This is a genomic window from Pseudoalteromonas sp. SWN29, assembly GCF_015864465.1.
Classification (GTDB): Bacteria; Pseudomonadota; Gammaproteobacteria; order Enterobacterales; family Alteromonadaceae; genus Pseudoalteromonas.
In genome coordinates, this window is sequence record NZ_JADYXE010000008.1 from 48,758 (window position 1) to 64,677 (window position 15,920).

At 42.6% G+C, this 15,920-nt stretch carries 16 protein-coding genes; all 16 read right to left on the minus strand.

Annotated elements, in window-relative coordinates; translation table 11 throughout:
• Positions 1-727: 727 nt before the first annotated feature.
• Positions 728-952, minus strand: a complete 225-nt coding sequence (locus I6F53_RS04650; protein WP_197238657.1) for a hypothetical protein — start codon at positions 950-952, stop codon at positions 728-730.
• Positions 945-2,774 (minus strand): hypothetical protein, encoded by a 1,830-nt coding sequence (locus I6F53_RS04655; RefSeq protein ID WP_231616538.1) that lies wholly within the window; start codon positions 2,772-2,774, stop codon positions 945-947. Before I6F53_RS04655 ends, I6F53_RS04650 begins: the two co-directional genes overlap by 8 nt.
• Positions 2,775-2,791: 17 nt before the next feature.
• Positions 2,792-3,097 (minus strand): hypothetical protein, encoded by a 306-nt coding sequence (locus I6F53_RS04660; protein ID WP_197238658.1) that lies wholly within the window; start codon positions 3,095-3,097, stop codon positions 2,792-2,794.
• The gene (locus I6F53_RS04665; protein ID WP_197238659.1) at positions 3,097-3,957 is read right to left on the minus strand and encodes a hypothetical protein; all 861 of its coding nucleotides are present in this window, start codon (positions 3,955-3,957) and stop codon (positions 3,097-3,099) included. Before I6F53_RS04665 ends, I6F53_RS04660 begins: the two co-directional genes overlap by 1 nt.
• A 3-nt stretch (positions 3,958-3,960) precedes the next feature.
• The gene (locus I6F53_RS04670; protein ID WP_197238661.1) at positions 3,961-6,075 is read right to left on the minus strand and encodes a hypothetical protein; all 2,115 of its coding nucleotides are present in this window, start codon (positions 6,073-6,075) and stop codon (positions 3,961-3,963) included.
• 10 nt (positions 6,076-6,085) lie between these two features.
• Complete coding sequence (locus tag I6F53_RS04675; RefSeq protein ID WP_197238662.1) at positions 6,086-6,448, minus strand: hypothetical protein; 363 nt, start codon at positions 6,446-6,448, stop codon at positions 6,086-6,088.
• The gene (locus tag I6F53_RS04680; RefSeq protein ID WP_197238663.1) at positions 6,445-10,047 is read right to left on the minus strand and encodes a tape measure protein; all 3,603 of its coding nucleotides are present in this window, start codon (positions 10,045-10,047) and stop codon (positions 6,445-6,447) included. The genes I6F53_RS04675 and I6F53_RS04680 overlap by 4 nt, the downstream gene beginning before the upstream one ends.
• An 80-nt stretch (positions 10,048-10,127) precedes the next feature.
• A complete protein-coding gene (locus tag I6F53_RS04685; protein ID WP_197238665.1) occupies positions 10,128-10,880 on the minus strand; it encodes a hypothetical protein in 753 nt (250 codons plus the stop codon).
• 1 nt (position 10,881) lies between these two features.
• On the minus strand, positions 10,882-11,301 hold the full coding sequence (locus I6F53_RS04690; RefSeq protein WP_008172265.1) for a phage tail terminator protein: 420 nt from the start codon (positions 11,299-11,301) through the stop codon (positions 10,882-10,884).
• The gene (locus I6F53_RS04695) at positions 11,301-11,729 is read right to left on the minus strand and encodes a gp436 family protein (RefSeq protein ID WP_197238666.1); all 429 of its coding nucleotides are present in this window, start codon (positions 11,727-11,729) and stop codon (positions 11,301-11,303) included. Before I6F53_RS04695 ends, I6F53_RS04690 begins: the two co-directional genes overlap by 1 nt.
• Complete coding sequence (locus I6F53_RS04700; RefSeq protein WP_197238667.1) at positions 11,730-12,212, minus strand: HI1506-related protein; 483 nt, start codon at positions 12,210-12,212, stop codon at positions 11,730-11,732.
• 75 nt (positions 12,213-12,287) lie between these two features.
• Positions 12,288-13,196, minus strand: coding sequence for a Mu-like prophage major head subunit gpT family protein (locus I6F53_RS04705; protein ID WP_197238668.1), 909 nt, complete (start codon positions 13,194-13,196; stop codon positions 12,288-12,290).
• Entirely contained in the window at positions 13,196-14,377 is a 1,182-nt protein-coding gene (locus I6F53_RS04710; RefSeq protein WP_197238669.1) for a phage protease, read from the minus strand. Before I6F53_RS04710 ends, I6F53_RS04705 begins: the two co-directional genes overlap by 1 nt.
• A 264-nt stretch (positions 14,378-14,641) precedes the next feature.
• Entirely contained in the window at positions 14,642-15,202 is a 561-nt protein-coding gene (locus tag I6F53_RS04715; protein ID WP_197238670.1) for a hypothetical protein, read from the minus strand.
• A 71-nt stretch (positions 15,203-15,273) separates the two neighbouring features.
• Complete coding sequence (locus tag I6F53_RS04720; RefSeq protein ID WP_197238671.1) at positions 15,274-15,726, minus strand: phage virion morphogenesis protein; 453 nt, start codon at positions 15,724-15,726, stop codon at positions 15,274-15,276.
• Positions 15,726-15,920 (minus strand): hypothetical protein, encoded by a 195-nt coding sequence (locus I6F53_RS04725; protein WP_197238673.1) that lies wholly within the window; start codon positions 15,918-15,920, stop codon positions 15,726-15,728. Before I6F53_RS04725 ends, I6F53_RS04720 begins: the two co-directional genes overlap by 1 nt.

A 15,920-nucleotide genomic window follows, 5' to 3' on the forward strand; every position in this document is an offset into this window, starting at 1 on the left:
ATAGGCCTCTTTTACTGAACGAATCATTTTAAAGCATCAAGGCAGTTCAAGCCACGGATTTATCACTACAATTGATGTAATTAATGAAGTAAAGATTCGAAAAAATAGTAAAACTTCATTTTTACATCTTTTTGTTAAAATAGAGCCTTAACACTCCAAAAAACAATTAAAACACATTTTTATAACTTTTATTACAAACACACTGTGTTATCTGGTGCTTTTTTACACAAAGGCATGACTTGATTTATCGTTACGAAAAAATTCACTCATCGAGTTACACCCTTTAGCCATAAAAACATAACCAATTGTTTTTAAACAAATTAAAAATAATGATTTAAAAGCTTGAAATCGTTGTAGCGCCCTAGACCATTGGTGCCGATGATGTTCTTAAAGTTTCATAAACAGAGTTATCCACAGAAACCGTGGATAACTCATTCAAACCCGCATTTATAAAGGCTTTGAGAGAGCCGCAATTTTCGATGAGGTCCAACCAATTAATCATTTGCTAATTGTGGCATTTTTATAAACTCACTGTAGCCGCCGACCAAAATTGGGTAATCGCACGGGTTACGTTGGGTAAATGTTAATTACCCAAGTAACTCGCGCGGGTTACGTTGGGTAAATACAAGAAATGCCCGAGCCTAAATAATTAAATATATCTGCTCAATTGCTACTTTTGGCCAATTTTAAAACAGCAGTTAAACACCTTATCTAACAAATTTTTAAATTAAACTTCTATTTCTGTATACGGCAACGTTGGAGCTGCACCAACAATACGGCCATTTTCAACGTATGCCGCACCTGATTCAACGCTATCACCCAACACAATACTCTGACTGCTGTCACTATATTGAACGTGTGTGGTGCCGTTTGAGTTCACTGTAACTACTGTCACTATTGTTCGCTGCGTTCTATCGAGTACTGAGCCTAGGCGATTGAGTGTGTTAGACATTGCTGATCACCTTTATAGTTTGGCTTACTGTGATAGCGCCTGATTCGCTAATACTTGCGCTTATATCCATATTGTCGCACGTTGCTTTGTAGGTAGAGCTGGCATATGTAACACCTACTAACATGCCTGGTCTAATTGGTGGTAAGTCGTTTAGTAACTTTGTGCGTATAGTGCTTTGCTGTTTGTTGCCACTATTTGCAAGTTCATATGAGCCGCGCTGCCTTGCTGCTTGGTTATCTGTTATCAATGAGTCCACTACGTCACTTGAAAATTGATCGCCTAACGTTCCTGCACGTTTGATTTTACACGCTACGCCTTGCTGCTCACCGCGAACAAATACCGCGTTATGCGTTTGGTTAATTGTTTGGCTTGTATTGTGCTCAAGTATTATTGAGTCGTTTAGTATTACATCACAAATAGCGTTTTCAGTATCCCAAGGCATAACAGGCCAAGCAGGTATAACTGAAACAGTTTTGTTAGCGCTATCTATATCAAGCATTGCCCCTACCGATTTAGCAACACTTAAAAGCGCAGCTGCTGGGGTTAAATCAGTATAAGTAAATGCCCCTGTTGGTATTGGGTAATCTATCATTTTATTATCGAGCGACCAGCCTGTATTTACTAAAATATCAGACATGATCCCCGCTAACGTTTTAGCCGTTGGGTTGGCGTAGTTTGTTGCGCGAGCATATGGGGCCGACAACAACGCAAAGCGACCACGACAGCTTGCGCTATAACTTGAATTTGCAAAGCGATTGGCAGTGCTAGGCTGCTCACAAATAACATAAAAATCGTAGCCGTTTATTGAGACTTTTAGCTCTTGGCCCAGGGCGCGTTCAAAGTCGATACGAGAACAAAACTTAAGGTTACCCGTAGCACTAAACTGGCTGCGTGATACTGAGTAATTTACGCTACTAATTAGTATTTTTACGTCGTCTAAAACACGCACGCAATTAATGGTTGGCTGCATGATATATGTATTCCTAATCTGAGGCTCAATAGGTATTTTTCTGTCTATTGTTGGTACGTCATCATCACCGCGAACTAAACCACCGGGCAGGCCCCAATAGCACACTTTATCGGGTGCATTAAAGCGCATTTTTATATAACCGGTTCGGGCTTGATGCGGGGCGTTAAAATCGAGCTTTACATAACCTTTGAACGGGTGATTACGCCAATAGCAGATGTATTCTTTATCTGTTTGGCCGTAGTGTAAAACAAGGTTACGTGACTCTAAAATAGGCTGTACATGCCAATGCAGATCACGCGCTATTTTTAGTAATTCTGAGCTGTTCCAGTACGGTTTGAACTCGGTATGTTCAATGTTTAACTGAGTTAGCCAGTTAAAGTCTACTTCGTTGTATTCAATCGCCGTGATTATTTTATAGGGCATTTGAATAACGTTTGATATATAGCCACTGTTACCCCATGTAACACTGTTTTGTGCTTTGACTAATGCGGTGGCTTGCCAGTCAAAATTAAATTCCACAGGAACTAATTCAGCGTTGCTAAAAGCCGTTTCAAACTCGGCTTTAACAGACTGAGTTTGACATGCTAATGTTTTACTTTGTGTCATTAGTGATGGGTTAAACCAGCTTAAAACAGACTCGATACCGATATTAGCTTGTAAAAAAGGTAGCGTTGGATCAACTGGCCCATTGTCATCATGTAAACCAAAATGTATTTCAACTGGGCTAACAAGTATTTTTTTTGAATCTGTGAACTTAATATGGATTATTTCTGACTCTTTATCAGAACCAGAACTCATAAGTACAGGGCTTATAAGGTTCTCTTTCAACGCTGTAAATTTTAATATTGGCATACAGTTTTTTCATTAAGCTAATTAGCTATTTGATATGACTTCACGATTGGCTCAACCTCGTCTACCACAGCTGGCATATAACCACCTGTTCTATCGAAAGCCATTACAACAACCGTGCTTTGGCTCTTGACATTCAATTTGAACTTGCCATCTAAATCAGTCATAGTGAAGTTTTCGAAAGTAAATGATGACTTATCTAACAGCCCAATCAACTGATTTTGACTTGCTGTATCATCTGAATTCTTTAGATCACCTTTGATTTCAAATGTAATTAACACCGATGAAAGTTCAAATATTGGTGATAATTTTTTAGACAAATCCATTATGATAATTTCCATCGAAGTGAATTAAAAAATAGATAGCCATCTATAACTGAGTAATTATCAGGTATATCTATTGAGCTATTGTATATATATGCTGACTCAATATTAGGAAGTCTCCCAACTAGCTGGTTAGATTCATTTTTGAATGCTAGGTCAAGCCAAACGATTCTGGTTAATGCTTGTGGGGTTAGTTTTTTTTCCAAATGAGTATTTGGTGATAAGTAATTCAAAACTCCAGAACTCATTGTGTTTGGATCTAGCAACAGTGGTACTTTAACTTTTCTAAAGAAGTAATCTGTGCCCGGCTTTAAAAACTGAATAGAATCATTGTCATGCCAATATGGATTATACCCAATAAGCGTATAAGCCATATCAAACCCAGCACAGTCTAAACGACCGATAAATGCTGCTGCCGATGTGCCTGACGCTACACCTGTTTGCATTAGATAAAACCATTCGCTGGTCGCAATTAAACACCATGTTGCTCCTCTTTTATCTAAGTACTGATTCGCTCCTTTATCTTCTGATATCCTTCCAGTCCAATCTTCATAATGAATAGAACTAACAGGATTTTCTATATCAGTCCACCCATCGATTGCGCCAATCATTGCTGCTTTATTTGTCAAATAACTATTTCTAGCATCATCATAAAGTAAGTAATACCAGTTTTGGCTTGCAGGACTGAATATCATATTATTGTTATCCGCTGAAATTTCATTCAATGCCCAGCCTGCGCCTTGTTTGGTTCCGTAACCATCTATCAAACATTTTTTTAGCACTTGCAACATCGAGCCATTATTTAGATCTAACTGCGGTGCACCTTCATCATCCCATCTATAAACTGTTACTGCTTGAGTCATAATTTAATCCTTATTTCCACGAAAACTTAAAGTTGAATTGTCACGCACTATGTCTGAATGCCCGGGTGATACTGAGCGTGTAACCATAATTGGCTTGCTTGCGCCGAGGGTTTCAAATAAGAACGCTTCACCAGGGTTTAAGCCCGCGCCAAATGCTTCTTTACGTAAAATAAAATACGGAGCGCCTGCAAAGCTGTTGATAGGTGAGCAGTCGTTTAACGTATCACCGCTGTATATATTGCCTACTGATTCCCCAATCACGTTGTAAGCTGTTGTTGATGTGAAAACTATGGCCCAACGCTGGGGTATTGAGCCTATGTTGCTTAATTCAATTGGGTATTGAGTTGTGTTAATAGCGCTTGATGCTGCCGCGCCTGTATCACCAAAATTGTTTTGCCAAGCAGCTAATGTGCGCTCATCTTTGGTTTGAGCCTGAAAGTCACCTAATACCTGCACGCTGCTTACTGTTGCGCCAACTGGGTATGCACGGCTAAGGGGTGTTAATAAGCTAAGCTTATTACTTTCAATTCCATTAATTAACGCAAGCTCAGACTGGATTGCAGTAATAATAAATGGGCCAGAAAAAGCGCTTATACCTGCATTTATTGCTATTTCACCTGTTGCTTTATCGTAGCTGTAATTGTCATCACTTACAGACCACAAACTAGCTCCTTTGCTGTCAACAATATCAATAAAGTCAGCATTAGATAACACATTAACAACTTGCCCGTTGGTTAGCGTAGCCGCTGTTGAGCGCTCTCTGTTTTGCACACTTATTGGGTTGAAATTATGAAATATATTTACAGTCCCACCACCAGGTAATGTTGATGTGTCGAACTCGCCCTGCGGTGATGGTACTGTTGTTACTTCAACCTCATTGTAATCGTAGCTAATTGAGTCGGGTTTTATTCCCTCTGAAAACACCACATCAACATAGCCTGTTTCGCTTACGGTGCCTGTAATATTAGTGCCAGTGATTGCACCGCTCAAATCGCTTGAGGCGCTAAATGTTGCGCCTGTTGCTATTTCAAACGTAATGTAAAGTGAGTCTCTAACAAAGCTGGAATTTGGTAATTGCCATTGCTTTTTAGTTATTACACGATCACCTTTTATAATGATTGCACCTAAGTTGTTCTCAACAGTGCCATTGTAATCAACTGGATCAACTTCTGTTATTAACCCAGTTGCATAATCAATTTTTGCAAAAACATAACCTTCAGAAATGAAATTACCATTCCCATCATCATTAAATACACTATCAAGTCCCGCTTTTTTAAGCCTTACTGACCCTCTTAAAACCTGTTCGCTAGCCGCAAGCGTTATACTTTGGCTTTGTGTAAAAGAATGAAAGCGCATATCTTCGCTAGACATATAGCTAAACGTAAAATATTGGCCTTTAGTTACCGCTTGTAAAAGCTGAGCAGACACAATCCCATTTTCAAACGTGAGGTCTGACTGCGTCATTTTTTTAGTTAAAGTAATTAAGCGAACACCTCCTACGCTACCGTGACCACCGTAACGAGTATATTGATATTCAGCAAAAAAATGAGGGTCATCATTCAACATATCCGGGACAGGTATATTAACCTCAGTTATGTTACCAAAACTCTGAATACGCTTGGTTCTGTACGTGCTAAAGGCGGGCTCTGCATCGGGTTTTAAGCCTACTTTAGTGTTTATTGCTTTAACACTCGGTGTTAGTGAGCGGGTAATTGATTCAATTGAAATCTCTTGCCCTTCGCTATCTACTGCCGCAGTTAGCGTGCTAGTCCCGTGAAATTTGGTATCAGCAAGGCCCAATAAAGGCAGCATATCGCTAACTAAATCAGTATCTTTCAGCTTGATTGATTCAACCAGCAATACATTTACAAGTGGATCATCTGGCTGGTCGCTTAGGAATATGTGCGCGTCCTGCAGGCGGCTTGAATCGTCAGTGCTTAGCGCCGGGTATAGCTTCACCAAATCAAATGATGAACGCGCATGGTCAATGTCACTAATTGAGCTAAACACATCGTTAAGTTTGCCGCTAACAATGGCGTTGCTTGTGCGGTGTCCGCCTGCGTGTAGCTCGTTACCTATGCGCTGTGGCTTAAATATTTTTAAATCGGTTCTTTGCATTATCGGGCCTTTAAACAGTTTTTAAACGTAGGTTTACGTTTTGAAAATAGGTAGGTGCTGAGTCTGAAAAATGCGTATGTGGTTTACCCTCTACCGGCTTTTGGCTGTGGTCCCACACCACATTAAATACAGTGCCGCGTATTGTTATTTCAAACTGAGTTAGCGTTGTGTTGGCGTGTTCAAATAACGGGTTAAACACGCTGGCCGCCTCAAAGTCACTGTATAAATTAATTGAGCGCCCAGCGGGTATAATCGTTTTTTCTATATGCTGCGCACCATTTAGGGCACGTTCTGATTGCTCAGCAACGGCGCTGTAATCGAGTTCGTCTAACCAAACAAAGTTATCTAATTGCTGGGCGTTAATTACTATCATTGTGTATTACTCAGTTGCTCTAATGTTTGTAAAAAGCGTTCTTCAAATTCACCATAAATGAGTTGTTTATCAGGTAGCACAAGTTCTAAACGCACTGTTTTGACTGCGTTACTGTTTCCAGCATTCGTAACTGGCTGGGCCTTTAAAGCGGCTGTTAGCTCCTTTACTACTGAGGCCAAGCTGTTTAAAGCGCTGTTAGATGCCGGATTAGAGCTTGTATTATTTTGCGAATACGTGGGTACTTTTGGTGTATACGTTTGTGTGGGTGCATAGCTAGGCGTGTAAGCCTGTGATTGACTTACTTTATTGCTGGGCTTTAACGCTTCACGTCGTGCTTTAATCGCATCATTAATTATCTTTTTATTCTCAGTACCTAACTTGCTCAACTGCTGGTTAAGCTCTTTATAAATTTTATCTAAATCGGCATTCGTTTTGGCGGATGCAACACTTCTTTGGTACTTCTCCAAATGCCCAGTTTCATAACCTGCTCTTTGTCTTTTGTTACGTTCGGCTCTAATCTCGGGTGTATCTAAGTCATATGCATTTCGACCATTATTTTCTTGATAATCGACTACTTGGCTAACGCTTGCGCCTGACGTTTGGCTTCGTTGACTGTAGTAACTTTGAGCGCTTTGTGATGCACTTTGATATGAGCGAGATACATTATCTAATTGCCCTATTTGCTCACGTAGGCTTTTAGTTGCAGAGTCACTTGCCCTGGCTTGCTCTTTTGTGGCCTGCGTTCCTGCTTTTGTTGCGTTGGTTGCAGCATCTTGGGCGTTTTTAAAGTCACCTAATAAATTATTTACAACGGCTAGTACATCGCTTAAACGCTCTTTTTGGTAATTGTATTCTTGAGCCGTTAACGCGCCCGATTGATAACGACTATTTAACCGCTCAAGCTCTGCGGTTACATTACTTTGTTGGCGCTGTAATTCGCCCAGGCTTGCAAGTTCTAACTGCTGCACTCGGGTTAAATCGTTTGTTTGATCAGCTAAGCGTTGTTGCTGAATAGTAAGTGCTGCTTGGGCTTGGGCTTTTTGCTCAGCGGTAGCAGTGCTGCTTGCCATTACTTGCTGATTAGTAATAATTGCGTCGCGGGTTTGCTCTAGTTCACGCGTAAAGCGGTTTACTGCATCGCTGTTAGTATCTGTTACTGGCTTAAGTGCGTTGGCCTTTTCTATCAGCTTGTCTAGCTCTTCGGTAAGCCCAAGCGCGGCAGCTGCGGCTTGAATACTTGAGGGTACAGTTTGGTCGGTAGCATCTGCGGCTTTTATTGCGGCTTCGGCCCACTTTAAATACGCTTGTTGCTGTATAGCTAAGGGCTGCTCAGATTCTTGCATTAACTCATAAGCTGCACGTAGCTTGTTTGCGGTATCGTCCAGCGCTTTAACTGAGGTTAAGCCCAGCGCCTCGTAGGCTTTACCCACATCACCTGCAAATATTTTTTGACGCTCTAATAATTCGCCATGCTCAGTAAACTTAACTTTTAGTGCATCTAATACAACTAGTTGGCCCTGGTATTGTTCACCGGCGGCAATAATAGCAGTACGAGCCGACTCTATACTTTGTAAAAAGCCGTCTACGCCTACGGTTACACCATCAAGTGCAGTGGCTTGTTGCTGTAACGACTCTATGGTTTTTACAGCTTCGGGTAATGTTAGGCTTAAAAATGCCTGGCGTTCTTTTTCAGCTGCTAAGGTTTTAGCTGTGGACTCGGCTAATTTTTGCTGCTGGTACTCAATATTTACATAACGGTTGGTTACGTCATCCCATACTAATGTGCCTGCCTCTATCAACGCGTCCAGCTCGGCCATGTTGGTAATAACTAAGCCGGTTGAACTTGATAACGATTTTAATTCTTCGGTAAGTAACTGGGCTTGCTGCGCTGATTGCTGCTGTGATTTACGTAGCGCTTCTTCGGCTACAAGTAAGTCTTTATATAAAAAGCCAACCTCAATTAGTTCGCTAATTAACCAAGTGTATAATCCCGCTTTAGCCACCGTTTTAAGTGCTGTGCTCCATTTTGCAGCGGCTATACCTGCGGCGTTAGTGGCTACAGTGGTTGCACCAATGGCCGCTGTATAGGTTCTTAGTGATGCGATTGCCGTTGTGGCACCACTTATTACACTTGTAAAATAGTTACCTACTTTTAGCGCAAGCCACACTTTAGCAACGGTGGCTATTTCTTCGCGATATTCGTACAGTGTTGTTGCAGCGCCTTTAATTGCTTCGCCCGTACTTACAATAACATTACTAATTTTTTGCGCCCACTCTTGCAAGCGGCCATCTGCGGCCATGGCTGCAAACTCAGTGTTAAGGGCTGTTATATTGGCTTTTAACCAGTCCATAGCACCACTTTGCGCTATAAGGTTATAAAACTGCTCCATGTTGTCTTTAGCGTTTGATACTTGCCCGCTAAAGAGAGCCATTTGCGCTGCGGCTGAGCCAGCACTCGCACGACCCATTTCATCTATTAAACCTTTTATTACATCACGGCCTAACTGGCCTGCACTTGATAGCTTTTGCAGCTCAACGGTGTTCTTACCGGTGCTTTTTTCTAATAGCTCCCATACTGGTATACCGCGCTCAATTAGCTGTAGTATTTCTTCGCCTTGTAACTTTTGTTTAGCCCAGGCTTGGCCTAATGCAAGGCTTACGCCCTCGACTTCTTGAAAACCACCGCCTAACTTTAGTGCTTGGTCGGTAATGGCTTGCATGGTGCCATCCATTGGATCAAGGCCAAAGGCTTTAAGCTTTACAAATGCCTGGCTTACTTCACCCATTTGCAATGGGGTGTTTTTAGTAAAGTCTTTTACCCACTCGGTGGCTTTTTCTCCACCAGCTATGCCGCCCATAAGCGCCTGCATTTGCACGCCTAGCTTTTCAAACTTATCGCCAGTGGTAAACACTTGTGTTACTGCTTGAGCCACACGGTCAAGGCCAACATAAGCGGCAGCCAATGCGGTTACTTTACCTATAACGCCGTCTAAGCTTTGTGCTTGGGTGCGCTGCGCTGTAGTTCCTATGCGTAAGTTATTGCTAAATTTATCAACTGAGCGGCCTGTTTTATCAAACTGGGCTGCTAAATCGCGCTTGGCTGCGCGTAGGTTATTGGTGTCTACGTCTGACTTTTTAAGAGCATTTTGTAGTGCCGTGTGCTTACTTGTTTGCTGTGTAAGCTCGGTGCGCATTTGTGTTAGGTCTTTTTCTGCGGCATCGAGTGAGCGTGCAAGCTGCACAAAAGGCTTATCAGTGTTTTTAGCTTCGGCTTGAAGTTTATCAAGGGCGAGCGCCGCAGCGGTTGTAGCAATTTCTTGTTGTTCTAATTTTTGCTTTGACTGCTCAAACGCACGAATAAGATCAGCTTGATTAGCTAACCCGTCTAATTCTTTAGCAAGTTTACCTGCTGTTTGACCTGTTTGTTTTGCACTGTTGTCGGTTTTGTCTAACGATTCACTGAGGCTTTTAGCTGCTGGATTAGCTGCATCTGCGCTTTGCTCAATATTTTCAAGCTCGGTTACTAGCTGCTCAATATTTTGCTTGCCTGTGGCTTCGGCAACAATGCGTAGGGCTAATTCTAGGGTTTTATTTGCCATGGTTTCAACTCAGTTTAAACAGTGCTTAAATGTGGGAGATAAAGGGACGAACGCCCCTTTATAAATACGCTTTATGAGGTTTATTCAGCGTCTAGCTCGTCAATGTAGTACGGCTCTTTTTTGCCTGTTACCAGTTTGGCTGTTCCTTCAAGCGCAGCGGTTACAAACTCACTGCTTGCTAAATCAAGCTCAGAGGTTGGCATCATTGAAGTGTCGTAAATTTCAAAGTTAACTTGCTTACCATTGGCTAAATTTGTGCCTTCACCAAAAATACGTAAGCGCGTTTGCGATACTGTTGCACCATTAATGCGTTTACCGCTGCGGGCGTTGTAACTACCTGTTACGGTAATGCTGCCGCCAGCATCCAATGCACCGCCTTTAATAGCGCGTATCATGCCCAGCGCAAAGTTAAACTCGTAATCAACACCGACAGCCAAGGTTACAGTGGCTTGTTTTACCACTACATCATTTGTAAAGTTTTGCCCAGGTACTGCAACCCATGATTGATTTGCAGGCATTGTTATAGCTTCATCGGTTAATGTACCGGCTGCATCGTTGATGGCAGCTACATCGCCCATAAGCGCCAGCGCGATCATTTCGGCTGGCTGGTCGTCAAACTCCCACGTAACAACCGTTGGCTTACCTATTTTTACGTCATCAAGTGCTTGGCCTTTGCTGCCTTTTTTATTTGATGTACGTACAACCGAATCGGCATCGGCTTTAATACCTAGCTTAGTGGTGTTAATTGGGCCAAAGATTTGGCCGGTGCTTACGCCTTGCTCGTTTAAACGGTCTACAAAAATGTTGCCCGCTAGTAAAATACCGTCGCTCATATTAAAGCGCTCCTTTAAGTCTCATTTGACAAGTAAAAGCCAGCGGGTAATACGCATGGCCTTTGGTGAATTGGGGTTTAGCTGGGGTGTTTACTCTAAGCCATGGCCCAGTACCGTTAAGCACTTTGCCTGCCATAGCACGAATAATGTTTGTTAGGTGCTCACCTGCGTTTGTGTCTTGCTTACGCACCACCAGTACAACAATCCATGTTTGGGTTAGCTGCATTAAATAGCCGGCGTTTTTACTCTCTGGTAAGTTATCGCCGTAGTACATAAGGTGAATACTAGGGGTTGTTTGGCGGTCTTCTTTTACGTCGGCTAACTCGTCGCTTAAATAAACACGCTTAATGCCTGGTACTTGTTCAAGTGCCTGTTTAAGTGGGTTTTGAGCGGCAAAATAGTCGGTGGTAATTTCAAACATTAAATAAACCCCTTTGACTTTTCACGTGAAAACACAGTGCCTGCGCTTTTTATGGTGGCGGTGTTTTGCACTTTTGCGTCCTCGCCTAGTGCGTTTACACCTATGCTTAACTCGCCTTTAGCTACAGAGGTTAAAAATTTAACTGCGTCCTTGTAGCGAGTTTCTATGTGCTCTGGGGTGTCGTTAGTGCCTAATTTATAGCGGGCAATATCACAACAAAATTGCTCAAGTAAGTTAGGCACCGTTACAAGCGGCAATTCATAACGCCCAGCTAAATAGCCGTTAATCATGTCGCTTGCATCGGTAATGGCCTGCTCAATAACTGCGGTATTAATTACATCAGCGGGGGTGTCCTCGCGCTCACTTAAATAAATAAGTTCTTGCTCGCCAAAGCGCTTTTGCATTGCGGCTATCGTTGCGTAGGCCATTTACTCGCCCTCGCCTGCTTTTGCTGCCTCTTGCAGCCATTGCCAAGCCAAATCACGGGTAAGCGCAGGCACTTTAACTTTGATTATCTCTCCCTCGGTTTCGCCTGGCGCTTCATAAGCTACCTGCTCGACAATCGGCTTAATCTCCATTTGAGCATCAATCATTAATGCAATAACGGGTTGCAGCTCTATTGGCGCTTGGGTGTAATCAACGTTTGCATAAAGTTTAGGGGCATCTAAATTTGCACCCATGTTATTTGCGTCCAGCTGTGGGTTCTGCGCAGTACTCGCATCGAGCGGTACAACTTGCACCGATAAGCGTGGATCATTTTCAATTGCTTCAAGCTGCTGTTGTGTAAGCTCGATAGCTGCAATAGTGTTTTTTCCGCTTGGGTGTGCAATGCCACCACGGCGGTAGCCCGTAGGCTGCGTGCAATGCACAATGATAGATGCAAGCGCAGTGAGCTTAAGGTTTTTAGCCATTTCATTATTACTCCTGGTTTAAAGTATGGGGCTAAGCAGCCCCGTACTTAATAGGGTTTTTTATGGGGTTAGCTGTTAAAGGTAATCAGCTACTAGCAGCTCTACACGGCCTTTAAGTTCGTTTGAGCTGTTTGATTCCATTTCACGCTCTAACATGCGGGTTGCTAGCTTTTCCATGCTTGCTGGTACAACCAACATGGTTGGCTTAATACCTAACTTACGGCCACCGTCGGCGGTAAAACTACGCATTGTTTCAATGCTGTCCCATAGGTTATCTGGCGTTAATGCTCGCTTATTAGCAAAAGCTAATTGCCAAAAACCAAAGCCTGCGGCATCACGGCAATCAACGCCGTAACGGTATTCTTTGCGAGTGAATACGGCTTCATCGTCGGTTTTTGTCATCGCAAGTAAGTTAGGCTTTTTACGCTCTTGAAAAATAAGCGGCTTAAGTGCTTTTGAGGTATCTAGCACGTACCAGGCATCACCAGTGTATTCAGCATCAATCGCCATATTAGCTGTAGATACCGCAGTACCTGTGCCGTCGGCTTTAGGATAAACTGGGTGTTCTTCGTCAAAATAGTTTTGCCCGTCGTAGCACAGCGTTGTAAAACCTGCTGCTAGTAATGGAAAAATCATTTCGTCCGGGTGAATGGCCGCCGCGTTACCCATTTCTTTAAAAATAGGTGAGTACACGCCTAGGTTGTCGTCTTCAATATCATTGCGGTCTACGCCTACCGTTGACTCGTAATCGTCGTTGGTAATGGTGTACGCCTGCGATTTCATACTTTGAATATTCCGATCGCCAATCCATTTAGCCAGGCTTGGGAACTTACCCAACCAGCCGTAGGTATTACTGGCCGATGTAGATTTAATTACACTGGCAATTTTATTAAATTGCGGTGCTGCTTCTGATTTACCTTGTTCAAACTCTGTTTTAAAACCAGTAAACAATGCGGTTAAAAGTGCGGGGGTCACTAAAGCCATTAGTTTTGCTCCTGTTTAGCTTTGGCATAAGCCGTGTGCGATAGACCTAACTGATCTGCTGCATACTTTTCGTCTGCGGTGAGTGCTGCTAAGCCTTCTTTGTTTTGCGCGGGCTTAGGTGCATTAGTTGTTTGCTGAGCGGTTAAGCTCGCAATAGGTGAACGAGCATCTAACACCGCTTTTAACGTGGCAATCCCTTGCTGATTACCTAAGCTAGTTAGGTATTCTTCTTCGCTAGCAATCACACGGCCATCTTGTTTAGCCTTGTTAATTTCCTGCTCAACGGTTTGGTTGTCGCTGGTGCTTTTAAGGGCAACCATTTCAGTATGTAATGCGTTGTAGGTTTCAACCGGCACATACTTAGCTAAATTAACCTCTGTAGAGTTATTTGCTTTAAGTGCGGCAACGACATCGTTTGCGTTACTTAGTTGATTGGTAAGCGTATCGGCTTCATCGGCTTTAGCTTTTAAAGCAGTGAGTGCTGTTGTTGCTTGGGTGTAATCTGCATCGGTGACGTTATCACCATCCACAGCTATACCTAGCAAGCTCAGCAATTTTTGAGCTGCATTCATGGTATTTTCTCCATTGTTAACATGGGTTTTAGAGGTCTTTAAAACGGCTACTTTGTCCATACCGTCTACCGCTGGGTCGTTGGTAAGGGCAAAATGGCGTAATTTGGTTGGGCGGCCTGTTTGTTTGTCGTAATGAAAAACAGGACTTATAAACCGGTACTCGTCGTTTTTTAGGTGAGCGCGGGCGCTAGGTGTCCAGCGTACATTAAGGGCATACAGCCCCTCGCCTGGTACGTACTCTAAATCGCTTGGGTTAAACCAACCGCTAGCAGGTGCAGGCTTGCCGTTTTCTTCGGCGTGTAGGGTTTGGTGCTCGTAGTCAAAGTGGTAGTCGTTAGTGCGGGTGCTTGCGGTGCTTTTAAGTAACTCAAATGCTGCTTGGTCTAGTAACCAGGCATTGGCTGGTACATCGAATGGGCGGCCATCGTGCGAGTTAAAATAGCCGTCTGGCATTACCATTACGCGCTCGCTTATGCCTTGCGCGTTTATTTCGCTTGCAAAGCGGCAAGCAGCAAAGCCTAAATCGGCAGGCTTGCTAGCTGATAAAACAGCTAGCCCCGATGTAAGTGAGGCAGTTTCAAGTAAGCATGTGGTAAATGGTTTTTTCATAGCTAAGCACAGTTTGAATAATCTGTGCTCAGTATGGATTTAAATTTGTTTTGGTTGGCCGTGCGGTGTTTCGGGAATTTGCAGAGTATCTTAAGCTAAAAACGGGTTTTATCGCGTTTCAACAATAAATACACCCCAGCATTAGCTATGTGGCCCTGTTTAAAAGGTGTTTAAAATCAACGTAGAGCTAATGTAATCATTTTAACGCCCATTGTATAGGTTTGCCACTCACAAGCGCTTAGGTTTAATTCTACTCGCTGAATACTATACAACTCTTTCATCTAAGAAAATTTTAGCCCTTTCTTTAGAAATTCGCTTACCACCTATATAAGCGTGAGCAGCTAAATCAGTTTGATCTTCATAAACAGAAACAAAACTTGCATGTTCATTTAGAGTATTTATCAGCTCAAATAACTCGTTTGGAAAATCAGGCTTTTTGATAAGAATTGTTTTTAACCTATAACCACGCTTTCGATCATCAGAAATTAAAATGTATGAATGTTCACTAAGCTTACTTTCTAAGACGTCTATATTCTTGACCACTACATCACTTTTTAAAGCAATATCATAATACATTCCTAAGACTGTTTCACAAAATAAAGGGTCTGGTTCACCGCTATCATTTTTATACTTATAATCAACTAAATACTGTCCTGTGGGGTAATCGTCAATAGTGACAGCACTCAAAAAAGACTGCGGGGTGATGTTATTGTTCATTTGGAAATTTAGATTTACTCCACCAAGTAAACTAATTGAAAGTAAGGTTATATTAGCTCCTTTTTTTAACCATTTTTTTAACTGAGATCGACTAAGCTTTTTTTCCACGGTCTGTTCCTTCAACACTCGATTATAAGATAACTTGTTAAGTATGATAGTATTTAGTTACATCAACAATATCAAATTAAAAAGTCACTCAATATCTCAATCACTTCTTTTTCGTCGTTGCTTGATAATCCTAAAAACGGTCTTGCAGGTATGGCGGCCAAGCGTGGGATCATATCACTGCTGCCACCAAATTGATGAATAGCGCCGTACTCCATGTTTGTACCAAACTCTAGTGATTCATCCCCCACGTTATAAGCGAACGTGTCGCGTAGTATGTCGTTTAGCCTGAGTATTTTATCTTTGTTCTTTTTTTTGCTTTTCGCGTAGTCGGGGCTAAGTGCTTGCCATGGGTCGCCGTCGGGGCTGCGCTGCTCGTCAAAGTGATCGCGATGGGTCAACATTAAATGCTCGCCCACGTTGCCAAGTGCTGGGGCTAAGTTATCTAGGTTCTTTACTAACTGGGTTAATACATCACTTACAGCGGTTGCGCCCTCTGTACTTATCTCAATACGCGCGCCTGACATTACACTAGCCCTTCATCAAATGCGTGCATATGGGTTTGTTGGTCAAGCCCTGCGATTAGTGCGGGTAGCAAGCTCGCTATAATATCGGCCTCTGCGCCTTTGGCTTTTGCTTCAAGCTGCGCGAACTGGCGACACGTCTCTATTGTGTATGGCGTTTTTTCTAGCAGTTTATTTACTTGTAATAATATTTTCAT

Coding starts and splice junctions, on each gene's coding strand:
- I6F53_RS04650 (WP_197238657.1), bottom strand. CDS start 952: ATGTCTAACACACTCAATCGCCTAGGCTCAGTACTCGATAGAACGCAG.
- I6F53_RS04655 (WP_231616538.1), bottom strand. CDS start 2,774: ATGCCAATATTAAAATTTACAGCGTTGAAAGAGAACCTTATAAGCCCT.
- I6F53_RS04660 (WP_197238658.1), bottom strand. CDS start 3,097: ATGGATTTGTCTAAAAAATTATCACCAATATTTGAACTTTCATCGGTG.
- I6F53_RS04665 (WP_197238659.1), bottom strand. CDS start 3,957: ATGACTCAAGCAGTAACAGTTTATAGATGGGATGATGAAGGTGCACCG.
- I6F53_RS04670 (WP_197238661.1), bottom strand. CDS start 6,075: ATGCAAAGAACCGATTTAAAAATATTTAAGCCACAGCGCATAGGTAAC.
- I6F53_RS04675 (WP_197238662.1), bottom strand. CDS start 6,448: ATGATAGTAATTAACGCCCAGCAATTAGATAACTTTGTTTGGTTAGAC.
- I6F53_RS04680 (WP_197238663.1), bottom strand. CDS start 10,047: ATGGCAAATAAAACCCTAGAATTAGCCCTACGCATTGTTGCCGAAGCC.
- I6F53_RS04685 (WP_197238665.1), bottom strand. CDS start 10,880: ATGAGCGACGGTATTTTACTAGCGGGCAACATTTTTGTAGACCGTTTA.
- I6F53_RS04690 (WP_008172265.1), bottom strand. CDS start 11,301: ATGTTTGAAATTACCACCGACTATTTTGCCGCTCAAAACCCACTTAAA.
- I6F53_RS04695 (WP_197238666.1), bottom strand. CDS start 11,729: ATGGCCTACGCAACGATAGCCGCAATGCAAAAGCGCTTTGGCGAGCAA.
- I6F53_RS04700 (WP_197238667.1), bottom strand. CDS start 12,212: ATGGCTAAAAACCTTAAGCTCACTGCGCTTGCATCTATCATTGTGCAT.
- I6F53_RS04705 (WP_197238668.1), bottom strand. CDS start 13,196: ATGGCTTTAGTGACCCCCGCACTTTTAACCGCATTGTTTACTGGTTTT.
- I6F53_RS04710 (WP_197238669.1), bottom strand. CDS start 14,377: ATGAAAAAACCATTTACCACATGCTTACTTGAAACTGCCTCACTTACA.
- I6F53_RS04720 (WP_197238671.1), bottom strand. CDS start 15,726: ATGTCAGGCGCGCGTATTGAGATAAGTACAGAGGGCGCAACCGCTGTA.
- I6F53_RS04725 (WP_197238673.1), bottom strand. CDS start 15,920: ATGAAAATATTATTACAAGTAAATAAACTGCTAGAAAAAACGCCATAC.